This window comes from Armatimonadota bacterium (assembly GCA_037138755.1).
GTDB lineage: Bacteria > Armatimonadota > Fimbriimonadia > Fimbriimonadales > Fimbriimonadaceae > Fimbriimonas.
In genome coordinates this window covers 1-24,669 of the sequence record JBAXHT010000003.1, presented here as the reverse complement: position 1 = coordinate 24,669, position 24,669 = coordinate 1, and the positions used below count along the sequence as shown (strand labels likewise).

The 24,669-nt window shown below is 54.9% G+C and carries 26 protein-coding genes and 1 tRNA gene; 13 read left to right on the top strand and 14 right to left on the bottom strand.

What is annotated here, in order from left to right; all coding sequences use genetic code 11:
- Positions 1-417: 417 nt before the first annotated feature.
- Entirely contained in the window at positions 418-924 is a 507-nt protein-coding gene (locus tag WCK51_12395; GenBank protein MEI7577685.1) for a hypothetical protein, read from the bottom strand.
- Positions 925-1,072: 148 nt separating this feature from the next.
- On the opposite strand from WCK51_12395, the gene clpB reads away from it, so the two are divergent.
- The 6 genes from clpB to WCK51_12365 all read left to right on the top strand — a co-directional run bounded on the left by clpB (position 1,073) and on the right by WCK51_12365 (position 8,928).
- Positions 1,073-3,670, top strand: a complete 2,598-nt coding sequence (clpB, locus tag WCK51_12390) for an ATP-dependent chaperone ClpB (GenBank protein ID MEI7577684.1) — start codon at positions 1,073-1,075, stop codon at positions 3,668-3,670.
- A gap of 76 nt (positions 3,671-3,746) precedes the next feature.
- A complete protein-coding gene (locus WCK51_12385) occupies positions 3,747-6,158 on the top strand; it encodes a bifunctional YncE family protein/alkaline phosphatase family protein (GenBank protein ID MEI7577683.1) in 2,412 nt (803 codons plus the stop codon).
- 20 nt (positions 6,159-6,178) lie between these two features.
- The gene (locus WCK51_12380) at positions 6,179-7,174 is read left to right on the top strand and encodes a hypothetical protein (protein ID MEI7577682.1); all 996 of its coding nucleotides are present in this window, start codon (positions 6,179-6,181) and stop codon (positions 7,172-7,174) included.
- 82 nt (positions 7,175-7,256) lie between these two features.
- Positions 7,257-8,342: a glycine cleavage system aminomethyltransferase GcvT gene (gcvT, locus tag WCK51_12375; protein ID MEI7577681.1), complete on the top strand. Its 1,086-nt coding sequence runs from the start codon at positions 7,257-7,259 to the stop codon at positions 8,340-8,342.
- Positions 8,339-8,662: a BON domain-containing protein gene (locus tag WCK51_12370; protein MEI7577680.1), complete on the top strand. Its 324-nt coding sequence runs from the start codon at positions 8,339-8,341 to the stop codon at positions 8,660-8,662. Before gcvT ends, WCK51_12370 begins: the two co-directional genes overlap by 4 nt.
- A gap of 44 nt (positions 8,663-8,706) precedes the next feature.
- Positions 8,707-8,928 (top strand): hypothetical protein, encoded by a 222-nt coding sequence (locus WCK51_12365; GenBank protein ID MEI7577679.1) that lies wholly within the window; start codon positions 8,707-8,709, stop codon positions 8,926-8,928.
- 6 nt (positions 8,929-8,934) lie between these two features.
- On the opposite strand, the gene WCK51_12360 is transcribed toward WCK51_12365, so the two are convergent.
- Positions 8,935-9,732: a pirin family protein gene (locus tag WCK51_12360; GenBank protein MEI7577678.1), complete on the bottom strand. Its 798-nt coding sequence runs from the start codon at positions 9,730-9,732 to the stop codon at positions 8,935-8,937.
- Between the two features lie 84 nt (positions 9,733-9,816).
- Here WCK51_12360 and WCK51_12355 point away from each other — a divergent pair.
- The 3 genes from WCK51_12355 to WCK51_12345 all read left to right on the top strand — a co-directional run bounded on the left by WCK51_12355 (position 9,817) and on the right by WCK51_12345 (position 10,767).
- Positions 9,817-9,903: transfer RNA gene (locus WCK51_12355), tRNA-Leu, on the top strand.
- Positions 9,904-9,951: 48 nt separating this feature from the next.
- Positions 9,952-10,299 carry a hypothetical protein gene (locus tag WCK51_12350; GenBank protein MEI7577677.1) on the top strand — a complete coding sequence of 116 codons (348 nt, stop codon included), beginning with the start codon at positions 9,952-9,954 and terminating at the stop codon, positions 10,297-10,299.
- 9 nt (positions 10,300-10,308) lie between these two features.
- On the top strand, positions 10,309-10,767 hold the full coding sequence (locus tag WCK51_12345) for a DinB family protein (protein ID MEI7577676.1): 459 nt from the start codon (positions 10,309-10,311) through the stop codon (positions 10,765-10,767).
- A 15-nt stretch (positions 10,768-10,782) separates the two neighbouring features.
- Here WCK51_12345 and WCK51_12340 read toward each other — a convergent pair whose 3' ends face one another.
- Positions 10,783-12,120: a family 10 glycosylhydrolase gene (locus WCK51_12340; protein ID MEI7577675.1), complete on the bottom strand. Its 1,338-nt coding sequence runs from the start codon at positions 12,118-12,120 to the stop codon at positions 10,783-10,785.
- A 34-nt stretch (positions 12,121-12,154) separates the two neighbouring features.
- Here WCK51_12340 and WCK51_12335 point away from each other — a divergent pair, with 34 nt between their 5' ends.
- The gene (locus WCK51_12335; GenBank protein ID MEI7577674.1) at positions 12,155-12,646 is read left to right on the top strand and encodes a DinB family protein; all 492 of its coding nucleotides are present in this window, start codon (positions 12,155-12,157) and stop codon (positions 12,644-12,646) included.
- A gap of 84 nt (positions 12,647-12,730) precedes the next feature.
- Entirely contained in the window at positions 12,731-14,068 is a 1,338-nt protein-coding gene (locus WCK51_12330; GenBank protein MEI7577673.1) for a S8 family peptidase, read from the top strand.
- 44 nt (positions 14,069-14,112) lie between these two features.
- On the opposite strand, the gene WCK51_12325 is transcribed toward WCK51_12330, so the two are convergent.
- On the bottom strand, positions 14,113-14,664 hold the full coding sequence (locus WCK51_12325; protein MEI7577672.1) for a hypothetical protein: 552 nt from the start codon (positions 14,662-14,664) through the stop codon (positions 14,113-14,115).
- Between the two features lie 94 nt (positions 14,665-14,758).
- On the opposite strand from WCK51_12325, the gene WCK51_12320 reads away from it, so the two are divergent.
- Positions 14,759-15,523 (top strand): hypothetical protein, encoded by a 765-nt coding sequence (locus WCK51_12320; GenBank protein MEI7577671.1) that lies wholly within the window; start codon positions 14,759-14,761, stop codon positions 15,521-15,523.
- On the opposite strand, the gene WCK51_12315 is transcribed toward WCK51_12320, so the two are convergent.
- Positions 15,520-16,545 (bottom strand): LacI family DNA-binding transcriptional regulator, encoded by a 1,026-nt coding sequence (locus WCK51_12315; GenBank protein MEI7577670.1) that lies wholly within the window; start codon positions 16,543-16,545, stop codon positions 15,520-15,522. The two genes, WCK51_12320 and WCK51_12315, sit on opposite strands and share 4 nt — an antisense overlap.
- Before the next feature lie 82 nt (positions 16,546-16,627).
- On the opposite strand from WCK51_12315, the gene WCK51_12310 reads away from it, so the two are divergent.
- Positions 16,628-18,493: a beta-L-arabinofuranosidase domain-containing protein gene (locus WCK51_12310; GenBank protein ID MEI7577669.1), complete on the top strand. Its 1,866-nt coding sequence runs from the start codon at positions 16,628-16,630 to the stop codon at positions 18,491-18,493.
- A gap of 1 nt (position 18,494) precedes the next feature.
- On the opposite strand, the gene WCK51_12305 is transcribed toward WCK51_12310, so the two are convergent.
- The 9 genes from WCK51_12305 to WCK51_12265 all read right to left on the bottom strand — a co-directional run.
- Positions 18,495-19,007: a hypothetical protein gene (locus WCK51_12305; protein ID MEI7577668.1), complete on the bottom strand. Its 513-nt coding sequence runs from the start codon at positions 19,005-19,007 to the stop codon at positions 18,495-18,497.
- 14 nt (positions 19,008-19,021) lie between these two features.
- Positions 19,022-20,041: a rod shape-determining protein gene (locus tag WCK51_12300; protein MEI7577667.1), complete on the bottom strand. Its 1,020-nt coding sequence runs from the start codon at positions 20,039-20,041 to the stop codon at positions 19,022-19,024.
- A gap of 21 nt (positions 20,042-20,062) precedes the next feature.
- Entirely contained in the window at positions 20,063-21,319 is a 1,257-nt protein-coding gene (gene murA / locus WCK51_12295; protein MEI7577666.1) for a UDP-N-acetylglucosamine 1-carboxyvinyltransferase, read from the bottom strand.
- Between the two features lie 80 nt (positions 21,320-21,399).
- On the bottom strand, positions 21,400-21,942 hold the full coding sequence (locus WCK51_12290; protein ID MEI7577665.1) for an HNH endonuclease: 543 nt from the start codon (positions 21,940-21,942) through the stop codon (positions 21,400-21,402).
- A 305-nt stretch (positions 21,943-22,247) separates the two neighbouring features.
- Complete coding sequence (locus WCK51_12285) at positions 22,248-22,667, bottom strand: hypothetical protein (GenBank protein ID MEI7577664.1); 420 nt, start codon at positions 22,665-22,667, stop codon at positions 22,248-22,250.
- A gap of 391 nt (positions 22,668-23,058) precedes the next feature.
- Positions 23,059-23,601 carry a hypothetical protein gene (locus WCK51_12280; GenBank protein ID MEI7577663.1) on the bottom strand — a complete coding sequence of 181 codons (543 nt, stop codon included), beginning with the start codon at positions 23,599-23,601 and terminating at the stop codon, positions 23,059-23,061.
- A gap of 60 nt (positions 23,602-23,661) precedes the next feature.
- Entirely contained in the window at positions 23,662-23,829 is a 168-nt protein-coding gene (locus WCK51_12275) for a hypothetical protein (GenBank protein MEI7577662.1), read from the bottom strand.
- Positions 23,830-23,953: 124 nt separating this feature from the next.
- A complete protein-coding gene (locus WCK51_12270) occupies positions 23,954-24,256 on the bottom strand; it encodes a hypothetical protein (protein ID MEI7577661.1) in 303 nt (100 codons plus the stop codon).
- Positions 24,257-24,261: 5 nt separating this feature from the next.
- On the bottom strand, positions 24,262-24,669 hold a 408-nt coding region (locus tag WCK51_12265), incomplete at its 5' end, for a hypothetical protein (GenBank protein MEI7577660.1).

Sequence of the window (24,669 nt, the reverse complement as noted above, 5' to 3'; positions counted from 1 at the left end):
CATGTAGTCGCGTATGAATGGCCAAAAGGCCTCCAACAATACGTAAATCCCTACGCCGGCGATAAGTGGTGCGATAAACGGGTTCTCTCCCCGGCCCAACAACCAGAATCCGCCGCCAATGACCACCACCGCATGCCCTACTCCGTGCCAAACCGACTCTCTCGGATGCCATTGCCGAACGGTACGAATCTCGTCCCGATTCCTTATTATTGCGTGGCCCAAACCAAACCCTACGCTAGTTATCAAAGCAAATGGAATCCAGACCGGGGCCCTGAACCCCCAAGCTTCCATCCCTGGTGCATACCTTTGAACCACCCAAGCTACTCCAACAGGCAACCCCGTAAGCACGAGACAGACGATTCCCGCCCACACGGACTCAATCCAAACCTGCTCGTGAACTTTCCCTTTCCGCAATTCTCACCCCGACTTCCGTTTCCGATCCTCAGCATCCTGCCTCCGCTGTAGCTCAATCTCCTTTTCAAGCTTCTTACGATCAGCTTTTGAAGAACCGGCTGAGCCAACTCCGTTGAGAGCCATTAACCAGGTTGGATCACAGCAGATACAAAGCAACCCTGGCTCTGCAAAGGGAGCCAAAATCAGTGTGCCCGGTGCCGCCGTCGGCGGCTGATCGCACCACTTCAGAACAAGCGAAACAATCATCAGGACCGCAAACACAAACAGCCCGATCTTCACTCCAAACAGAGCCGCGAGCTCGACTGAGTCCCTTGAATCGAGGAACTTGATCAAACCGCCCAAGTAGCCACCAAACGCGCCGAAACCCAGGTTGATGACGCAAGCCATCAGCAGACTATCCTGGAAGGCACCTAACAATCGATTCGGATCAAGGACGACCGAAAGGGCGAGCATCACCGAACCGATGAACAATCCCGTCACCGCAAACCAGTGCCAAACGCTTTGCTTCATGATTGAAAATCTGAACGTGAACCAACGCGAATCGGTTTCAAACCAAGCTGCGTCTTTGAGTTGTCCACAAAACTCCCCACTCCGAACCCCAAACTCGAAACTACTTTGAGTATCCTGACGTACAATGATTTGACAGTAGAAGACTCATATGCGATTCGATAAACTCACTCTCAAAGCCCAAAACGCCTTCCAAGGCGCGCAAACCGTTGCGGAAAAGTACCAGCACCAGGCCATTGATGCCGAGCACCTCATGCTCGCGCTGCTCGAACAAGAGCAAGGGCTGATCAAGCCGCTCCTCCAAAAGCTCAGCGTCGAAACTCAGCCGATCAAACAAGAACTAGAAAAATATCTCGACAATCAAGCCAAAGTCCCGGACTCGGCTGGCTACGGCGCGAGCATGACGGGCCGCCTCAACACCATTTTTCAAGAAGCCTTCAAAGAAGCCGAAAAGCTCAAAGACGAATACATTTCCACCGAGCACTTCCTACTCGCCCTGAGTAAAGAACCCGGCAACGTCGGCAAAATGCTCCGCGCCGCCGGAGTTCAAGAAACCGATCTCATCAAAGCCATCGATGACATTCGGGGCGGACGCAAAGTCAACGACCCCAACGCCGAAGAGTCCTACCAAGCCCTCGAAAAGTACGGCGTTGACCTCACCGCCAAAGCCCGAAGCGGCAAGCTCGATCCAGTTATCGGACGCGACGAAGAAATCCGCCGCGTCATCCACGTCCTCAGCCGACGCACCAAAAACAACCCCGTCCTCATTGGCGAGCCCGGAGTCGGAAAAACTGCCGTCGTTGAGGGTCTCGCCCAGCGAATCGTCGCTGGAGACGTGCCCCAAAGCCTTCAGGACAAAAGCGTCATTACTCTCGACCTTGGCGCAATGGTCGCGGGGTCGAAGTTCCGAGGCGAGTTCGAAGAGCGCCTGAAAGCGCTGCTCGACGATGTCAAAAAAGCCGAGGGCCGAGTCATCCTCTTCATCGACGAAATGCACACCCTCATCGGTGCCGGAAAAGCTGAAGGCTCCATGGACGCCGCCCAGATGCTCAAGCCAATGCTCGCCCGAGGCGAGCTGAGGTGCGTCGGCGCGACCACCCTCAACGAGTACCGCCAGTACATCGAAAAAGACAAAGCTCTCGAACGCCGCTTCCAGATGGTCTTGGTCGAGGAGCCCACCGTTGACGAGACCATCATGATCCTTCGGGGTCTTAAGGAGCGCTACGAAGTCCACCACGGCGTCCGCATCACCGACTCCGCCCTCGTCGCCGCCGCGACCCTTTCGAACCGCTATATCACCGCCCGTTTCCTGCCGGATAAAGCTATCGACCTCATCGACGAAGCGGGTAGCAAACTTAAAATCGAAATTGACTCGGTGCCGAATGAGATCGACGAGGTCGAACGCGAAATCGTCCAACTCCAAATCAGCCAGCAACAGCTTCAAAAAGAAGAAGACAGCGCGAGCAAGGAGAGACTCGAAAGCGTTGAACGCAAAATCGCCGAACTCAAAGAAAAAGCAGGCGGTCTCCGCGCCATCTGGCAGAAGGAAAAGGATCAGATCGAAGTCGTGCGCGAAGGCAAAGCCGAACTCGAGCAGCTCAAGAGCGAGCTTGAGCACGCCACCAACGCGGGAGACCTCGCCCGGGCGGGCGAGATCCAATACGGACGGATCCCCGCCGTCAACAAGCGCATCGAAGTCGCCAGCGAGGACCTCAAAAGGCTCCAAGCCGATGGCAAAATGCTCAAAGAGGAAGTTGATAGCGAGGACATCGCCGAGATTGTGAGCAAGTGGACTGGCGTGCCCGTCCGTAACTTGCTTCAGGGTGAAATGCAAAAACTCCTTAGCCTCGAAGAGCAGCTCGAAAAGCGCGTCGTCGGACAGCGCGAGGCCCTCATCGCCGTCTCCGATGCCGTGCGACGTTCCCGTTCCGGCCTCAGCGATCCCAGTCGACCCATCGGCTCGTTCCTATTCCTCGGCCCCACTGGCGTCGGAAAGACCGAAACCGCCAAAGCCCTCGCCGAGCTCCTCTTCAACGACGATAAAGCCCTCACCCGCATCGATATGAGCGAGTACGGCGAGAAGCACTCCGTTTCTCGCCTCATCGGCGCCCCTCCGGGCTACGTCGGCTACGACGAGGGAGGTCAGCTCACCGAGGTTGTGAGGAGAAAACCGTACTCGGTCATCCTGCTCGATGAGATCGAAAAGGCGCATCCTGAGGTCTTCAATGTCCTCCTCCAAGTTCTCGATGATGGTCGTCTTACCGACGGCCAGGGGCGCACGGTTGACTTCAAAAACACCGTCATCATCCTCACCAGCAACATCGGAAGCCACCACTACGGCGACCCCGTTAGCGGACCAAGCTTTGATGAAGTAAAGCCGCTAGTACTCGAAGAGCTGAAGACCCACTTCCGACCCGAGTTCCTCAACCGTCTCGACGAGATGATCGTCTTCCGACCGCTCACTCAAAACGAGATCAAGGGTATCGTCGGTATCCAGCTTGAGGGCCTCAAGCGCCGCCTTGCCGACCGCCGCATCGAACTCATTCTCACCGAAGAAGCTCTAACGAGCCTCGCGATCAAGGGGTTTGATCCGGTCTACGGAGCGCGTCCGCTCAAACGATCGATCCAAAGCGAACTGGTTAACCCGCTATCCACCTTGTTGCTCAAAGGCGAGATTCGGGAGGGTCAGACCGTCCGGGTCACCGTCGAAAATGATGTGTTTCAATTCCAAGTTCAAGACCCGGCTTAACCTTCTCTTAATCAGTGTTGGCTAAGGTCTGGCAAAGGACGCGGAGTAATCTTCGCACCAGAGATTGGGGAAACGTATGGCGGCAAAGTTTGGGTTGAAAACGGGCGGCGTCCTTATCATGATCGCTGGACTGGCGATGCTGGGCTGGAAGGCAAAGACGGGTGATCTCCCCGGAGTTCGCCCGGATGGCTCGCTCAAACTTCCTAACGGCTGGACGGTCAGCAAAGTTGGCAAGCTCATCGACCTGCCTGGCGACTTCCCCCAGGACGTCGCCTTCCTTGCCGACGGTCGCCACGCACTCGTGAACACCGCCGGGTTCAATGACCACACTTTGAATCTGATTAACTTAGAATCAGGCACCGTCGGCCAAACCATCACCGTTCCCACTGCCTGGATTGGATTGGACGCCCAGAACGAGTCCGAAATCCTCCTTTCTGCGGGACAGCCAAAGTCGGGCGAAATGATTCACCGCTTTGCTCTGGATGGCGGAAAGTTGGTCAGCAAGGAGCCTTGGCTGGATACGTCAATTCCGGCAAATGACCGTTTCGTTTCATCCATCGTTCGGACAAAGGACCGAATCTATGTCCTCAACATCCAGACCGACGAACTCATAACTCTTGACTCAGGGTGGAATCCAGTCCAGAAGAACCGGCTGCGCTACCGCCCTTACGCGCTGGCACTCTCGCCGAACGGCGAGCACATTGCAGTTTCGAATTGGGGAGATAAGTCTGTCTCAATTTACGACACAAAAACGATGTCCATGACCCGCTACGCCGAAGTGGGCCCTCTCCCTTCTTCGATCCAATACGCAAAAGACGGCCGCCTCTTCGTATCGGTCTCCGGGGCAGACTATGTCGCCGTCATCGACGGCACCAAGCCGGTCAGTAAGGTCAACATCGGCTTCGGTCTAGCGCAATCAGTTGGGAGCAGCCCGGTTGCGTTGAGCATATCCCGAGATGAATCTCGGCTCTACGTCGCCAACGCAGGAAACAACTCGGTGGCGGTCGTGGATCTCACCAAGGCCACACCAAACCTCATCGGACACATCCCAACCGACCGCTATCCAACCCTTGTCAAGGAAACTCCCGATGGAAAACGGCTGATCATTGGCACCGCCAAGGGTGAGTACGGACCAAACGCCGGCTCCAAAGTTGATACCACCGTCAAAGGCGTGCGGGGCCAGCAGTACAACATCCCCTACCGCTACATTTCAACGATGCTTAAAGGGAGGCTAACCCTCCTCGACGTTCCCACAACCCAAGAACTGAAGGCGTACACCCAGTCCGCTCGCGAAGGTGCACTTGCTCGAAAGCGCGAGGCCGATGAGCTGCTCATGAAGCAAAAGTCGGCGATGGATGCGATGAAGTCGATCAAGCACGTGATCTACGTTATCCGCGAAAACCGAACCTATGACCAAGTGTTCGGCGATATGAAACAAGGCAATGGCGATCCGTCGCTATGCCTGTTCGGCGAAGATGTCACTCCCAATTCGCACCAGCTTGCGAAGGACTTCATCTTGTTCGACAATTTCTACGCCGACGGCGAATGCTCCCAGTGCGGACACCAGTGGACCGACGCCGCTTTTGCCAACGACTATTGCGAAAAGCAGTGGGTCCTCGGCTACTCACGACGATCCCAGATTCGTAGCGACTTGAGGCTGACCTCTTCACCGGGAGAGTACATCTGGACGCAGGCCCGAAAACAGGGACTCAAAGCCCGAGTCTATGGCGAATATGTAGACGTTCAGGAAGATCACGATTCGCTCAACTCAGCCGAAATCAAAGCCGATCCGGAGAGGTATGGCTACAGCGCGACGTGGGAGAGGATCTTTGCTCGCGGCGGACGCGATACCGAAAAGATTGACGACTTCCTTCGCGAGTTCAAAGAAGCCGAGCGAACTGGTGAGCTACCGAATCTCATGGTGATGGCTCTCCCCGACGACCACACCCACGGCTTCAGCCCCGGAACATATTCACCAAAGGCGATGGTCGCCGACAACGACCTCGCACTCGGGCGGCTGGTCGATGCAGTATCTCACTCCAAGTTCTGGAAGGAGACCGCAATCTTTGTGATCCAAGACGATGCCCAAGACGGCCCCGATCACGTTGACGCCCACCGCACCGTCGCCCACTTCATTTCGCCGTACACTCGCCGTGGCGTCGTCGATTCCATGCACTACACCACCTCCTCGATGCTGCGAACAATGGGTCTCATCCTGGGCACTGCGCCTCTCAGCCAATACGACGCCATAGCACCCCCGATGATCATGGCGGCTTCATCAAAGCCCGATCTGCAACCATTTAAAGTGATCGAGCCGAAATACAACGTGAACGAAAAGAATCCAGAGAGCGGAAAACTTGCTGAGTGGTCGAAAACTCTCGACTTCTCCGAGATCGATCGTGCAGATTTTGACTCTCTCAACCGCTTGCTTTGGGCGGGCTACAAGCCAGGAGTTCAGTATCCCGCGCACTTTGCGACAGCAAAGTAGCGGTATCTTAACAGTTGAGGATGCCGCACAAGCGCGTTGAAGAGCCGTTTGACTCGGATGCCCTGGTTCAGGACATTCGGGATTACATCGCGCGTGTAGCGGCTCGAACCGGAAGCAAAGCCGTCAACCCGCCGCATCGCATTAAGTTCCACTGGCCGCCACACCCCGTGAGCTACGAGTACCACGTGCTGGCATCCGACTGGACGGGTAAAGCGACGTTCGAAGCGTATGGCGAGACGTTCGACGTCGAGGTAGCCCGAACTCCCTTTGGTGTGTTCGGGAGATGTCCCGCATTGTGGCATGAGGCCCGGGCAGAGACGGAACCCGACATGCTAAACGCGATCAAAAAGGCTGCCGAGCCACTTTTTAAGAGGCAATTCATCATCGCCAAAGCTTTGGAGCAAACATCGCGATACGCTGGAGAAATCCGCCAGCTTGCGCCTCTAGACATCATCAAGCTGTTCTACTGCGAAGATCGAGATGTCGCCAACGCGGCGCATGAGTTTGTGGAAGTTTCGCACTTCCGAACCTCCTACTTCCCTGCCCTCTGCGAGATCCTGGAGGACCGCAAGCATCCTTGGCGACGTTCAGCGCAGTGGTGCGTCCTCGATCTTTTCGAAGATCTTCCGGCTTACATCGACTCCGAAGAAGACAACGCAAGAGCGGTGAGCGCGATGAAGGGAATGCTTTGGGACGCGGAAGACGACTTCGCGAGATCGGTCTATAAGGCGGGAGTCGTGCTCGGTGGCCACCTTCCCCACCGCCAAGGCGGCCAGGCGCTGCTTGAGTGCCTCAATGCTCCGTCGCTGGTCGGACGACGATCGGCGATCCACGGACTATTCCACGTCTGCGAATGGGTTCCCGATATGGAGCCTCGCGTGGTTCAGGAACTCCGCGAGCATGCTAAGCGCGAGACAGATCCGCAACTCAGCATCTTCGCCTTTGCGATGGCCGAGGATATTCTGAAGGGCGGCGTTGACCACACCCCTGAACCGGTCTTTGCGTTCGAAGGGTAAGACCTGTGGAGTGCGGAAACTTGTTTCCGCTTTGGATCACGAAGTGCTTCGCACGAGTTCACCCGCCGGTATTCTTTAGACTATGTCCGAAGCCGCAATGTTGCGAACGCCCCTGTACGACGCCCACCTGAAACTCAACGCCCGAATGGTGCCGTTTGCGGGTTACGACATGCCGGTTCAATACACCAGCATCATCGCGGAGTCAAAGGCTGTCCGTGAAGGCGCCGGAATGTTCGATGTCTCGCATATGGCTCGGGTCTCATTCTCTGGACAAGGCGTTGAGGCATTCTTAGAGCAGATCACCACAAACGACGTTTCCAAACTCGGAGATGGCCAAGGGCAGTATTCGATGATGCCAAACCTTGAGGGCGGGATCGTTGACGACATCATTGTCTACCGCATAGCTTCCGATCACTTTGAAGTCGTCTTCAACGCTTCCAACCACCAAAAGGACGTCGAATGGTCGAAGAAGTTTATGCCCTCAACCGTTGCGATGCACGACAAAACTGCAGATACCGTGATGGTTGCCGTCCAAGGACCAACTGCACGCGAGATCGTTGCAAACCTCTCTGATAACTCCGCCGCGATCCGCGATGCCGCCCTCTTCGAAGTCGTCAACTGCAAAGTCGCTGGCGTCGAAACCTTTGCCGCTTGCAGCGGCTACACGGGCGAAGACGGCTACGAGCTGATCTACAGCAAAGATGAAGCAGAAACCGTTTGGAATGCGCTACTCCAAGCCGGAGTCGTGGCATGCGGTCTCGGTTCACGAGACACCCTCCGCGTCGAAGCCGGACTTCCTCTCTATGGCCACGAACTCACCGACGAACTCTCTCCCATCGCCGCCGGGCTTGGATGGGTCATCAGCAAAACCAAAACCTTCAACGGCTCGGACATCATCAACAAAGCCCGAGAGGAAGGAACTAGCACAAAGCTCCAGGGCATCAAGCTCGAAGCCAAACGGCTCATCGCACCAGGGATGAAGGTCTTCCTAGGCGACGAAGAAATCGGCGAAGTTTCCAGCGGAGTCGTATCTCCCTTGCTCGATACCGGGATAGCCTTCGCGTTCCTCCGCTCCGATATTAAGCAAGGCACCGCCGTTGCCATCGAAGTTCGCGGAAAACGTGAGCCCGGAGTTGTTGTTAACAAGAGGTTCTTTAAACGAGCATGAAGTCAAGTCTTCTACTCGGTTCGATTTTGATGCTCGGTTGCAATGCCGCTGACCAAGCGGACCTCAAAAAGGACGCCACCAAACTCGCCGAAAGCTCAACCCGCTCACTCGGGAACGCTGGCCTTGCCGCCAAAGTCAACACCGTCCTGAACCTCCGGAAAGGCGTTGACACCAGCACGTTCTCCGTCGAATCCGAAGCGGGCACAATCACCCTCAAAGGAACGATTCCCACACTCAAAGCCAAGAAACTCATTCTCGAACTCGTTCAAGAGACCAAGGGCGTGGAGAAAACTGTTGACAAGTTGCAGATCAAGCCATAAGTTCCCGGAACTGATCGAGAGAATCAAGCATCGACAAGGCAGAAATGATGAAACTCGTCTTCCCAACTTTGATCCTTTGCGCGTCGCTGTTCGGTTGTGCGCCAGCCGACAACTCAAAAACCTCTTCCACCCCATCCACATCTGCCGCCGCAACCGAGCAGAAGAAGTGCTCCGCTTGCGGGACGATGGTCGCCGCTGCCGAGGCGCAGCAGAAGGACGGCAAAACATTTTGTGCCGCCTGTGCAGCCGCCCATGCAGGCGAGTAAACGCATCTACTCTAAGCCAAAGCGGCCGCTCTTGATGTCTTCTTCGACCACTCGGATATCGTCCGGGTGGTTCATCACGAATGAGCGGTACTGCAAAATCGGCTCCATCAACGGCATCGCCGAGATGAACAGAAGTCGACCACTTCCGATTACACGGACTTCGTCTCCACTCCCTAGCACCGCCAGATTCCCTGCTTCCACCTCTCGACCCTCGACCGAAACTGAACCCCGAAAAACATAGAACGCGGTCGTGGCGAGGTTTTGCACCTCACAAGCAAACTCGGATTCATTCAGGTCAACTTGGGCGATGTAGGGATCGCCAGTGATGGTCGAAAACGCCCCCGAAACGTCGCGGACATGCGTCCCATCCTCATCAATCACCGTTAGCTGACGTCCCGCCGCGTACCCAGGAGCGATCATTTTGTCTGCCTTCGGCAGCGCAAACCAGAGCTGAAGCATCTCCACCTTTCCATCAACTGCCTCAAGCATTTCCTCGTGCCAGATACCGCGCCCGGCGGTCATCCACTGAGCTTCATCCTGACCTACTGAGTCCTCATTTCCGAGTGAATCCTTATGAAACACACGGCCGTCGATCACGTAGCTCAGCGTCTCGATTCCCCGGTGCGGGTGCCTCGGGAACCCAACACGACCATCGGTGGGTGCCTCAAGCGTCAAGTGATCCAAAAGCATGAACGGATCAAGAATCGCGAGCCGCTCGCTACCAATGGTTCTGCGAATCTTGACGCCCTCGGCCTCATGGGCAACTAAGGGTTCGACGACAAAAGCAATCTCGCGCGTAGGCATTCCTGTTTCATTTACGTCCAAATTGCGATCCGCGTCTCGCTTGCAACCCCGCCGATTCTCGTGCCATACTCAATGTCCGCCTGTGCCCAGGTGGCGAAATTGGTAGACGCGCTGGCTTCAGGTGCCAGTCTTAGCAATGAGGTGAAGGTTCGAGTCCTTTCCTGGGCACCAATTTCCTGGCTACTCCCAGCATTTATTTCCAGTAAGTATCCTAACAAGGTGCAATTCCTTTGTCTCGGTTACCTGAACATGGACGAGTTCGATGCGGCCCCGGAGGCCGCCAAATCCGAAATCCTCTCCCAATGCGCCTCCCTCTGCATCCCATTTCGAGAGACCGGAAAAGTGATCTTCGAAGCAGGTGTCGAGCATCACTCTCAGGCAGTCTCACTAAGACCGTCGCAACAGCCGAGCAAGCGCACGTTCGTGCCAGGGATTTCACAGCTCGGAAGTGTCTTCATCATCGAGGCAGAAGACATGGAGGAAGCAATCAGAATCGCATCCCTTCATCCCGCCGCCCAGCTTGGTGCCGAGTTCGGCTTCGGCATAGAGATTCGTCCTTTGCAGTAATCTCAGAGCATGACAAAGGCGGAGACCATCGAAAGTGTAAGGGGTTCATTCACGATATTGGAGAAGGACCTGATCGCAATGCCCGAAGACCTATTCACCAAGAGTTTTCAAGGGAAATCACGATCCGTGGCGGACATCATCTTCGAAATCAACGCAGTTAATGACCATATCGGAGCAACAATTCGAGGTGAAACTCCTGCTCCATGGCCATACGAGGGATTCGTAACCGCGCCCCCGGACTTTCAAGCCAAAGAAGTAGTGATCGCCAGCCTACTGGCGTCGCGCGACAGGTTTATGGCAACCATCGATGCGCTGTCCGAGGAAGACTTGCTCGGAACCGTTCAAACCGAACGTGGGCCAACCACTAGCTCAGCTCGCTGCCGGTTTGTAGCCAACCACAACTGGTACCACTCCGGTCAGCTCAATTTCATCCAAACGCTCAGCGGCGACGACGGCTGGAACTGGTGAAGGCCCAGTAGTAACCTACCGGCGGCTGACCAAGAATTCGACTGCATCGGCTCCTTTAACTGAAACCACCACCTGCTGGGTGGCGGTCGCTCGAACAGTGGCAACGGTCCGCCAGGTATCGCTAAACTTCCCGATCACCCGCCAGTTGCCAACCGTCAACTTTGCCTTCCAGCGATCCTTTGAACCTGCCGCGACCGCGACCACCGGAGCAGGACGCCAGCTCGCCCCAAAACGCGGATGCGCCGCTTGACCGTATTTCGGCACATCGTAAAAAGCCGCGATCTCGTTTGAGAACTTCTCCAAAACCCCTTTGCTGTACCACCAGCAGTGCCCGCCGCTCAGCGTTTCGCGGGTCAAAGAAGGATGTTTCACCACGTCTTCGGCCTTCTGATCTGGACCATCGCCCACCAGTCGAATTCCGGCGATGAGGTCCTTGTTCCGCGTCCCCATGAATCCAACCTGTTGCTTCCAATCCCGCTCGAAGGACGGATAGTTCATGCGATACACCTGCGGCACGTACTCATCCCAGGTCGGCGAATCCGTCCACCGACTCCAAGCGGGCCAGTCGATCAAATAGTTATCCAACGCCCAAGGATGCGGACCCGGAGAGAGCGAAATGATGAAGTCTTTCCCCGCCGCCTCCCGAACTTCCTTCACGAACCGTTTGGAAAAGGCCTGAACTTTCTCAGTTCGCCACCGAACCCACTCAGGTTCCTTGGGGTCCAAAGGCGGGCGTTGCCCGTTGTGCTCCGAGGCGTAAAGGTTCTGGGTGAACTCATCGTAGCCCATGTCGATGTACGGCCAAACGATCCGATCATCGAGCTGGATTCCGTCCATGTCGTACTTCTTGATAGCCTCTTTGACGATCCCAAGAAGCAACTTCTGAGCATCGGGATGAAGTGGATTGAGCCAGACAAACCCGTTCTTAGCAACCTCATTCCCATTCTTATCTAGGCTCAGCCAGTCCTTTCGAGCCCGAAGTTCATTCTGCGTATCCTTCCAGGCCGCCATGAATCCATATTCAAACCAGCCAACGTAGATGAGACCGTTGCGATGGGCGGCATTCAGCGTCTCGTCAAGTAAATCTCGCTGCACTGCCCCACTTGGCGACGGCGAAATCTTCATCGAGATTCCCGTAGCTTTCTTCATAACCTCGGAGGGAAACTCGGTATATCCGTTCTTCCAGCACTCGACGTAAACCGTGTTCAGCCCAATCTCGCGAAGCTTCCGCATCGAAGCCGAGGTGTTAGCTGGGTTGCTAATCGCCTCGTTGGCGGTCGTTGTAACCCAAGTCCCGCGAACTTCTCGAACAACCTGCGAACCCAATACTATTCCTGCAAATCCAGCCAACACAGCCGCGAGTATATCCGGGTATCGTTCGCAAACTATGCCAATCAGACGGGCCCTCACCGGGCAGTACCGAGCTACGCTCGCAATGCTTCGCGAGACAATTGAAAAGTGTCCAGAAGAGACTTGGATCGGGGGAACGTTTCCCCGAAACTTCTGGAGAATTGCCTACCATGCGCTTTTCTACACTCACCTTTACGCGATGTCTCGCGAAGATGACTTTGTCACGTGGGAGCACCATCGCGACTGCACAGATCTTTGGCATGATGCAAATCCGCCGATTCTCGATCCTTTCCCAAAGGCGAAAATGCTTGAATACTTGGCGTTCATCGACCAGAACATCGAATCCTGGATTAACCGACTCGATCTTGATAGCCAAGAGTCGGGCTTCCACTGGTATCCAAACATGCCAAAGCTCGATCATCAGCTCATGAATCTTCGCCATCTCGCCGGACACGCCGGACAACTTTCTGAACTTGTGATGCACTCGGGAGAACAAGAAATCAAGTGGGTCACTCGAGTTCCACGCTAGGGCTTTCGAACTAGACCCTTTTTTCTAACAGCTTTGCTCGGGAAAATGTGATGATTCCGCAGCGTTGCGGAATAAGTGAATTCCATGCAATTGAGATTCTTGACCTCCGCAAGTCTCGTCCTCGGTCTAGCCGCGTGCGGCTTCGCCCAATCAAAATTCATCGGCCCCCTCAATGGCCCAACGTTCATGCCCGGCGAAATCATCGTCAAGTTCAAAGAGTCGACGACGCCTCGTGTTCGACAGGCTCTAGTCAAGCGCATTGGCTCGTTGAACCAAGCTCCTCTAGCCACCGCGTCCATCAACGCGACCACCGCTACAGATACCGTCGTTGTCAAGATTTCTGGCGATGTGAAGAACACCATCGATGATCTCAAGGCGAACGGTGACGTTGACTATGCCGAGCCAAACTGGATCTACCGGACGCAGGTCGTTTCCAATGACACCCAGTACACCAATGGCGGACTTTGGGGAATGTATGGCGCCTCAACACCGCTTCGCACAAACACGTTTGGCAGCAACGCCGCCGCCGCCTGGAACGCCAATAAGACCGGTTCGTCCACGGTTTACGTGGGCATCATTGATGAGGGGGTCATGTTCAATCACGCTGATCTAACGGCCAACTTCTGGCTCAACCCCTATGATCCGGTGGACGGAGTTGACAATGACGGTAATGGCTATGTGGACGATTCTCGAGGCTGGGACTTCGCTGGCGGAGACAACACCGTGTACGACGGAACAGGCGACGACCACGGAACTCACGTCGCCGGAACCATCGGAGGCGTCGGAGGAAACGGAATCGGTGTCGCAGGAGTTTGCTGGAACGTCAAGATGATTTCAGCAAAGTTCCTCGGAGCATCAGGTGGAACGACCGCGAATGCAGTCAAGGCAATCGACTACATCACCGACCTGAAGGTGCGCCACGGCCTCAATATCGTTGCCACCAACAACTCATGGGGTGGCGGCGGATTCAGCCAGGCTCTTGCTGATGCAATCACACGGGCTAACAACGCCGGCATCCTATTCATCGCAGCCGCTGGAAACAACGGAACGAACAACGACACGACTCCCAACTATCCGAGTAACTACACGATGTCGAACGTCATCGCAGTTGGAGCTCTTACCAACGCCGGTCAACGCGCAAGCTACTCCAACTTTGGAAAGACTCAGGTGGATTTGTTCGCACCAGGAAGCAGTATCGTTTCAACAGTTCCAGGAGCAGGAGACACGTCAGCGTACGCATCGTACAGCGGAACGTCAATGGCGACACCTCACGTCACTGGCGCAGCCGCATTGTTCAAGTCGATCAACCCGTCGGCAACCGCCGCTCAGATTCGTTCGGCGATTCTGTCCCAAACAACAGCAACGTCTTCCGTGAGCACTCGATGTGTAACGGGCGGACGCCTCAACGTCGGCCGCTTCTAAGCCAAGCACGGTCCTCCGGTTGCTTACTGCAATCGGGGGATTTTCTATTTCTTCGGCCGCAAAACTGTGACCTCCAACTTGCTCACTCCAAGGGACTGAGCCGTGGTGTAGAAACTAGAGATCCGCTGTATCGCCAACCCCATGCTCACGCAGTTATGGACAACCCAGAGTCCATCCGGTTTCTGGACAACGACCCCGCAATGCCCTGCCACCTCGTTTCGTTTTCGCGAGCGGTAACGGTAGTTCAAAACGTCTCCCGGTTTGACTGAACCTTCGATGGTCAGTCCAAACGGCTCAACATCCACTTGATTCAGATTCCACGTGGTCAGTCGTGTTTTCGGCGGATGAGGGAGCCTCAAGAGGTAGTCCGAGACGAATACAGAGCAATCATTCGTCCCCCAAATGTATTTGGCGCCGCGCTGCCGATACCTTTTGGCCGCATACTGCAAGGCGGCAGAGCCGCGAAAGTCCGCATCCACCGCAGCCCTTATCACAATTGGCTTGGGCACTGAGCGACGACCCTTGAGGACCAGCAAGCTACTCCAGATCAGAATCAAAACAACCAGAGCAACGGTCGTTACCTTCCAGTACTTCATCACCAAACGAATCAATCATAACCCACTTCTCGCGCGTTCTAGCTGACTCGACTGCGATCCTGAAGGTGTTCCCGCCGACAAGCTAAACTAAAGCGTGGCTCGGCTAGGGAGAGGAATGGTGCGATTTGCGGCGTTTCTGCGCGAGGCTGAGGCGGTCGAAGAGTCAAGGCAGCAAGGAAGGTTCCTCGGTTTTGCCGTACTTGTTTTTGTCCTCGTCGCCTTCATCATGATTCTTGTTCTCAGGGATCAAGCCGGTAGGTTCGGTCTAGTCTGGCTCTGCATCGCATTGTTTATTGCCTACAAAGCCTACAAGTGGGCTCGACGAAGGGACGAATCAAGGCGAGAACGAACCGACGCTCTACAAGCCCACTACATAGAAATGATTCGAGAGTTCAGCCGCTACTCCACTCAGGGAACGCTGAACGAACGAATTCATCCGGCCCTAGCTACCCAACTCGAGACGGCAGCAACGTCCTATTTTCAGGTCAAAGAGTGGCTTGCAAAAAAGAGTTCACTCAACGTCCTCGGCAACGAAACTCACCGCGAGGTCCAACAATCAATCCGCAAAGCGATGCGCGAGGTCGTCTTTTCTCTCCACGGCCAGTACCGCCCTGTGGGAATGCAAAGGAAGAAATGGGACGGCATGGTCGCAGCCGACCCCGAAGCGCTTGCCGCCTCAGAAGACCTCGCTCGAGTTTGTGGCTTAATCCTCCAACTGGCCGAAGTCGCCAAGAAGACCGAGGCGATGGGCAAAACGATCACCCTCATGGATCAGATCACAGCGATCCAACAGGCGATTGCAGAGCTCGAAGAAACAAGCTATTCAGCGATCAAAGCGCTTCCGCCAAGGCGGCCCTAGCGAGTCGAGTCGCGCTTAATAAATTCCATCTCGAACGTCTCAAGCTCGCTAGACAAAGTCGGATCTTCAATGCGTTGATTCAACTTCTCCCAAGCTCGGGGAATCACCTCGCCGATCGGCGATCGCAGAGTCGAAATCGGCACTTCAAAGTCTTCGGCATCAGGATGCGAACCATAGCCCATGACTTGGCAATCCTGAGGTACCTGCTTACCTGCAGCTCGAACCGCACGAACCGCACCCATCGCAAGCAAGTCCGTCATACCAACGAAAGCATCGGGAACCCCGTTCGCCGTGATGTACCCATTAACCGCACGAGAAGCACCAATACGAGACTCTTCATCGACAACGACAACCGACGACTCCAACCCAGCCTGAAGCATCGCGGCCATGTAACCCGCCCGCCGCCGCTCATTCGGAAAATCCCGTTCCTGCCAATCCATCGTGATGTAGACAATCTTCCTACAACCCGAATCGACTAGCCGCTTCGTCGCTCTCTGAACGGACTCAGCGACGTTCCAAGCCACTGCATCGCCGTTCTCAACCAACTCGTATCCGATCACGACGACGGGAGTCGATTTCCCCTCTGCGGTCTCCCGATACTTTTGAACGGCCGCTCCCGAGTCCATCGCAAGGATCCCGTCAACCGGCCACATATTCGGTGCAACTGCTTGCTCCGTCAAACCTGATTCGCGATCTAGAGGAACAATCATCAGCTCGTGCCCGGTTTTTTTGGCCTCCCGTGAGACCAACCGGAGCATGCGCATGTAGCTCACAATTGGGCGATCGACCGGCATCCAAATAGCAATGACATTTGTTTTTCCGCTCCTAATCGCCTGAGCGTGGCGATTGGGAGTGTATCCAACCTTCTTCGCGGCCTCTCGAACCTTTTCGCGCGTGGCTTCGGGAAGTTTGACCGTAGGGTTCCCGGTCATGACGTGCGAAACCGTTTGGATGGAAACTCCCGCTTCCGCAGCAACATCGTGCAACGTAATTCGTTTCGACTTTTGCTTGTTAGGCGGCATCCAGCCCCCGCACACTTCCCTGTTTCACGATAATTATCATAGCCCAATATGAACCTAGAATGTGCGGTAATCTTTCATCAAGATGCCGTCTCCCATTCCTCTCAAGCAGTTCCGATCCGTCGGAGGTTTTTGGGGAAGGTATCAAACCGAACTTGCCGCGAAGGGTCTGATCCACCAATGGACGCAAATCGTTACAACCGGCCGCTTACAGAACTTTCTTGATGTCGCCGAGGGTAAAAGCGGAACCCATCGTGGCATCCGATTCGACGATAGTGACCTCTACAAATGGCTCGAAGCCGCCGCATACTCCCAGGTGCTCAACCCAAATTCCGAGACCAAGGCCGCAATGGAACTTGCAATCCAGGCGATCGTCAACGCGCAAGCCGAAGACGGCTACATCTTCACGCTGGTCCAGCTCAACAAGCCGGATTGGAAGTGGAAAAATCTCGTGCACATGCACGAGATGTACTGCATCGGACATCTGGTCGAAGCCTGCATCGCTCTAAATCAAATGGGCGACTCCCGTCTCATGCCAGTTGCGATCAAAGCAGTGGACTGCATCACTGACACGTTCGGCCCAGGAACGCGAGTTGGATCATGTGGACACCCCGAGATCGAACTTGCCCTGTACCGACTCTGGCACGAAACCGGACACAAGAAGTACGCCGAATTGTCCGACTGGATGATTGACTGCCGCGGCCAACGACCTTCACCTTTCGAAACCGAGTTCGAAACTCCGGAGACAAACATCATTGTTCCGAAAGCCCACTGGCTCGAGTTCAAAGACGGAAAATATGACGGTTCCTACCTCCAGGATGATAAGCCTATCCGAGACCAAGACACCATCGTCGGCCACTCCGTTCGCGCAGCGTATCTCTACTCCGCTGCTCAACTCTCAGCCGCCCGCCGTAAAGACCAAGAGCTACAAAGTGCCCTCAACCGAATCTGGACGAACCTCACCGAACGGCGAATGTACATCACCGGTGGTATCGGCTCAACCGGCGACGGCGAGGGGTTCACTGCCGACTTTGACCTTCCGAACCTCAACGCGTACGCCGAGACCTGCGCTGGAATCGCTCTGGCAATGTGGGCTCGCCGATCTTTTGAAGCAAACCCTTCGACAGATCCCCTCGACGTTCTCGAAAGAGTCATCTTCAACGGAGTCCTCAGCGGAATAGCACAAGACACAACGAGATACTTCTACGACAACCCTCTCGAAAGCCGGGCGAACACCGAACGCCAGCCCTGGTTCGGCTGCGCCTGCTGCCCGCCAAACATTGCACGCCTGATTGCCTCGATCACCGATTACGCACTGCAGGCCGACAACAAGACCCTTTACATCGCCTTCCCTATCGAATGTGAATTCACCTTAGAAAATGGTCTGAAAGTCGGCATCAAAACCCAATACCCCCATAAAGGTGAAGCCCAGATCACGGTCAAAGCTACGAAGCCGACCCGCTACCGACTGGCGATCAGAATCCCTGATTGGGCCGAAGAAGTCACAACCACGCTACCGGGCGCCCAGCCCGCCGAGTACGAAGAGGGTTTTGCAGTATTCGACGAAGTTTGGGAAGGCGAGCGCACCCTCAACGTCGAGTTTGAGATGGAGCCGAGAATCGTCGCGTCTAGTTCAAAAGTGCTCGACAACTTGGGCCGAGTGGCCATTCAATATGGACCATCCGTGTACTGCGCCGAGAGCCTTTCCGAAGACGGTGCCCCCCAGCGGGCCACTCTTGATCTGTCCGAGGAAATTCAACTTGGCTCCGCGCGCACGAAAGCCGGAGCCCCTACACTTGAAGTAGAAGCCCTTCTTCAACTCGACGACGACGGTCCTCTTTACGACTACAACCAAGAGCCAAAATTTGCCCAAACAACCCTCAAGTTGATTCCCTACCGCGAGTGGAACGCGAGCGAAAAGAGCTTTATGCAAGTCTGGCTACGCAGCTAATCTAGCCTGGCATCAAGTTCGGCGAATATGTCGTACTAGGCAGGTGGCAGAGATCGGCCAATCGCGCGATCAACACCCCCACTGCATCGCCAAACTCCGAGGTAGAAACTGGCCCATTCTTACCCGTCACCAAGGGCCCCAACGGCATCACCAAGCCCTTGGCCACGAGGAACTGCATTTGAGCTGAGTCTCCGTCAACCCGAAGTCTCTTGGCATCAAAACTCGCTGGTCTCGGACTTCGCTTAAACTGCTTCGTAGTGGCCTGAACAATGAGCGAGAACTCCGCTAGCACCTCGTTCTTAGTGATTGCCTCCGGACCATTGGTCATTTTCACCGGAGAACCTCCAGCGAGTTTAAGGCCCTTTGCTAGAACACTCCATGCGCGATCCAAAACTTTTCGTGCCTCAGCACGAGTCACGGGAGCTACCGAGGTCTTCACGACTTTTGGCGTCGGCTTCTTGAATTCTTCCCCGCTTTGAGCAGAACACAAGGTAGCGAGGATAAGAAATGTCACTAGCGCAAAAGTTCTCATAACGATGTCAAAGCTCCGCTGTTCTTGATGTTCTCCAGGTCTTCGATCGCCATGCCAGTTCCGGTAGCAACACAAGTTAACGCATTCTCCGCTACGCGAACATCGACCTGAGTGACGTCCTGCAAGTATCGGTCAAGACCCCGGAGCAACGCGCCACCACCCGTCAGAGTAATCCCACGCTCAATCACGTCGCTCGCAAGCTCCGGCGGAGTCTCCTCGAGTACCTGACACAGCTTCTCAGCGATCTGCCGCACTGGCTCATTCAGAGCCTCACGGATTTCAATTGACGAAATTTCGATTGTCTTCGGGAGACCGTGAATCATATCTCTTCCACGGACTTCCATGCGAGCTTCTTGCGAAGCCGGATAAGCAGTTCCGAGCTTGATCTTGATATCCTCAGCCGTCATATCGCCGATCATTAAGTTATAGGCGTTGCGAACGTGACGAATAATCGCCTCATCCATCTTGTTTCCCGCAACCCGAATGCTCGAAGAAAGAACGATTCCACCCAACGATAAGATCGCAATATCGGTGGTTCCGCCACCAATATCAACCACCATATTCCCGCCTGGAGCATTGATCGGTAGGCCCGCCCCTAGCGCAGCCACGAACGGTTCCTCCACGGTCATCGCAATGCCTGCACCAGCCTCTTTGGCCGCCTTGATGACTGCCCGCCTTTCAACGTTGGTAACCGCAGCCGGTACGCAGATTAAAGTCGTTGGAGCGAACTTGAACGGCAACCGAGTCCCGCAAGTCTTCTGGATCACATGCTCCAGCATCTTGAGAGTGATTGTATAATCCGCGATCACCCCGTCCTTCATCGGTCGGACTGCCCGGATGTTCGTCGGAGTCCGCCCAAGCATCTCACGGGCATCATTTCCAACTGCCAAGATCTTCCCCGTAGTAATGCTTTCTGCGACAACCGTGGGTTCCGAAAGCACAATCCCCTTTCCGCGCCGGTAGACCAAGAGGTTCGCGGTTCCGAGGTCGATTCCTAACTGGGGGACAAATCTCAACTTAGCCTCAGGTTACCTTTTCTAACCCTCTTGAACTCGCAAAGCCTCGGCCCCCAACTCGGTCAGTTTTCGCTCTATCGAGTCGTATCCCCGATCGATCCAATGGATGTTTTGCACCAATGTCTCGCCCTCAGCGACCAACCCCGCCAAGCACAAAGCAGCTCCCGCCCTCAGGTCGCTGGCCTGAACCTTTGCACCTCGTAACTTATCAACTCCAACGATGAAAGCCGAACGACCTTCTTGCCGAATCTTTGCACCCATCCGGCTCAGCTCCGGAAGGTGTCCGGTCCGAGATTCGTAAATTGTCTCCTCCACCACCGAAGCTCCCTTGGCAACACACAGTGCCGCAGACATCGGCTGCTGAACGTCGGTTGGGAACCCAGGATGCGGCATCGTCTTAATGTTCACCCCGTTCAACCGGTTCGGCGCGTTAACCGTCACCGATGTCTCGGTAGTTTCTACTTCCGCGCCTGCCTCGCGCAACTTGTTGACGACGGCTGTCTGGTCGTCTGCATTGATATCCCGAACCGTGACGTTCCCACCCGTCATCGCGCCCGCGATCAAGAACGTTCCGGCCTGGATTCGGTCCGCCGGAATCTTGTAATCCGACCCGTGGAGCTGATCGACACCTTCAACGGTGATCATCGAAGAGCCTTGACCAGTAATCTTCGCCCCGAGCGAAATCAAAAACTCTGCTAACGCAACAATCTCCGGCTCCATCGCCGCATTCTGAATCGTGGTTATCCCTTGCGCCATACTTGCGGCGCACATGATGTGCTGAGTCGCTCCAGCGCTGGGCATGTCAAGATACACTTCGGCTCCCTGCAAAACCCCTGCCGAAGCCTCGTAAACACCACCGTCCAATTCAACATTGGCCCCCAACGCGTGTAAGCCCTTCAGGTGCAAATCGACCGGTCGCGCCCCAATCTTACAGCCACCCGGTGCCGCCATCCGCAGCTTTCCGACCCGAGCCACCAGCGGCCCAAGCATGTAAAAAGAAGTCCTGATGAGCCGAACCATATCCTCATCTGGCTCCGCCGAATGCAGGTCAGAACAATCAAGCCGAAGGTCGCTTCCCCTCCACTCAGCCTTAGCGCCGAACGCCTCCAGCAACTGAACCTTGATCTGCGTATCGCTAATGACCGGAACGTTTTTCAGCAGCACCGGAGTCTGCGCTAGCGGCACCGCTGATAAAACCGCAAGGGCTATGTTTTTACTTCCCGCAACCTCGATGACTCCCGAGAGCCGCTTCCCACCCTTGATTAATAATGCGTCCATGAGCTTGATCCGACCCATCCATGGGGATCATTTAAGCATGGGATTTTACCCCCTGGACGCCATCATCTTAGGGGAAAACCTCAGCTAGCCAACGGCAGAGATTGAAGTTCAGGAAAATAAGGCAAAAAGTCGCGCCATTCATCTCGTCCCTGCGCCTTCATATAGGTCGGCAAAGAAAGATATGGAACAAACGAGGGCCGCTTCGGCTTGCGAGCCAACTTCATATTTGCCTGCTGCGGAGTCTTGTCTGCCTTCTTCAAATTGCACCGGCGACAACAAGCCACCAAGTTATCCCAAGTGTGAGGACCGCCCGCCCAACGAGGAACCACGTGGTCAATCGTCATCTCTTTCGCCTTCACACCACAGTACTGACAAATATGGTTATCCCGAGCCAACACTGCATGACGCGACAAACGCAACTGGGGGTGCGGACGCCGAACCAAATACTTCATCCGCAACACCGCCGGAGAATCTATCTCACCGTGAGTCGTCAATATCGGCTCGTCCCGCTGAACCAATACATCCGCCTTGCCAAGCATCAACAAAGCCATCGCCCGCCGAGCATGACACACGTTCAAAGGCTCATAGTTGCTATTCAAAACTAATACTTCTTGCACTGCCATCTTAATTCACTTTTAACAAGCCAAAACGCACACAGCCCAGTCACGCAATGTGCTGGGCTGTGTTGATCCGGGCGGCGGCGCGGGAGATTCGGCGTATAGCCGTATCCCGCCACATCTGCGGCGGAACCCTCACCCCCCTCCGTATCAACACACGTTTCATCTTGCTATTCTTGTTTGACGAACACACGCACCAAAATGACTCGAAAATGTATCGCGAAGTTGTTCCGACCACATTGTGGACAAAAACTAGGTGCTGGTCCCGAAGATCAATGCTCGTCAGTGTATTTGGAACTGGTCAGTAGGGGTCAGGACGGGTAGGACTGAAAGGTAGTCAAGTCCGGTGGATTTTCCATGACATGGGCCCATCCAGAGCTGACAGCAGCGAATGCAGACTTTCCCGGTTTGGCCCCATCCCAGATAACTGCGATGAGTGTTCCTCTAAGATAGACTCCTATTCTTCGATTGGCCGGGTTAAAAAAGGCTCTAAACTCACCTTCTTCTGGCAATTGTAGGCGCTTAGGCTCGCGACAATTAGTGTCTGGGTTTGGTTTGATTTCCACATCGCCCTGAACTTCCAGGTCAGTTACGTAATTGAATAGCCAAACATCACCTTCAATGGAGCCACTATGATAGCAGTATGCGTGCACGCATCCGTTCGTCGCTTCAATGACGAGTTCAAAACCACCGTCCAAATCAAATTTCAAAGGGTAGTCCATGTAAGTCACTAGAGCCACCTACCTTTGTGAAGTGGGTCCTTCCCATACTCACTCCGTAAAGCAACTGGCGTGGCCGGGGTAAAAAGAATCGGATGGGGTGGCACTGGCAAGCGAAAAACCTCTCGGGACTTTCAAACTCCAACAGACTAGCTTGTCAGTGAACAGCCTTTCGCTCATGCTTCCAACTCGACTCCACCTCAATCTCTCCCTTTTCATCGGGCAGAGTTTCCCAGGTTCAGGACAATCGATAACCTATCATATCAGAACAAAGTCCTGTGCGGCAGGGTTTCACTGAATGTGATGAATCGCATCCTCAGGCTTGATTTCTGCTCACGCATGGTTACAAGCAGGTTCACTGGTAAGCAAGCTCCTAGAATCTTCATAGCATCTCTTGAAGGGCTTACCAGTGCCACCCAAACTGCTTCTGCTTGCCCCGCCCACGCAAGTGGCTCGCCGGGGTGTAGGAGGCAAAAGCGTCACGGATGACCGGAGCGGTGACGCCTACGCCGTCGCGGACGTAGGTGTTGCTGACTCCGCCTTCAATCTTGGACACACGGGTGTCTAGGCCGTTGTACGTGTAGCTCGCCGTCGTTGCTCCGCTGAGGCTTGTGAGCCTGGATTCCCAGTCGTAGCTCAGGTTGGTTACCGACGAGCCGTTGGTGACGGACGTAGTTCTTCCCGCCGCATCGTAGCCGTAGCTCTTGGAACCAGCGGTGAGCATCTTGTCACCGTCGTCGTAGGTGTAGGTCTCAGTGACTCCGTTTAGGGTTTTGGTGAGACGGTTACCATTGGCGTCGTAGGTGTACGAGCACGAGTAGCCAGGACGGGACTCGCTGGCGAGTTGGCCCGCAAGATCGTAGGTGTAACTCGTCGTCACTCCGCCCACCGTCTTGCTCGTCATCTGGTTCGCGAGGTTGTACGTATACGACTCGAACCGAATCATCGTCGATGGCGAAGGGTTGTAAAGCCCTACCGAGATGAGGCGGTTAGAGGCGTCGTACGATTACTCCTCGTAGAGTCCATTGTTCAAGAACTTGCGCCAGGCACGGCCGAGGGCGTCGTAGGCCAGAACTGTATTCTCGCCGTGACGGTTAGCCCTCGTGGAGACCAGCCAGGGACTCGTAGATCGTGTGCGTGGGACTAGCTCGTCGGCCGTAACCATCTTCTTCATCTGATGATCCCCGACAGAATCCCAAAACCGGCAACAAAGAACAGAAGCATCAGCACCCCAACGACAGAGATTGCGATCAGTAGAGACTGCTCTAGAATCCTCTTATCGTTGCTCGTCATAAAACCTACTCTCTGAGCACCACGACCAACAGGTCATCGTAGCGATCAGCACTCCAGTTGACCTGATCTACTTCCTGAGATGTTTTACGGCCACCTCGATTAATCTCCATTTTGAAGTTCTGACCAACACGTAGAGTTTTCCCCCCTGTCAAAAGTGCCTGTCCAAAGCCGGGAATAGTTACTGAACCGCCGTTGTCAACCGTAACCGCCGCCGGAGCAGCCATTCCATTGACGAGCACAATCCTGCACGGTTTGGTACAACCAACCAACTGAAGGGCAGAGGTGACGAGGAAGACTCCGACGAACAAAGTGCTTAATCTAGATGTTTTTCTCTGCATTCTGGATGGTCCCTCAAGAAATTGGCCCAGTTGTTTGCGTCCTTTTCTAAATTGGAATTGTCATAACCGTTGTCCTTGTAATCGAGAAGGATTGCAAGTAGAAACTGGTTTCGCATCTGTCGATACTGCCAAATATGCTGATGTTCATGGTCTCGCCACCATTCATCTTCCATGTACTCATCATAGTCTGCATGGTGTATATGAACAATGCCGTCTGGTGTTATCGCCGTTCCAGGTTTCACGAGCCATGTCCATGGGCCACCGATTTGTGTCGGATGCCCCTCGGGATCTTCAAACACTGGACTTCCGAGCAAGCGGCGAGCCACTTGCGTGGGCGGGGTAAGCAGAAGGGAATGGGGTGGCACTGTCAAGCGAAAAACCTC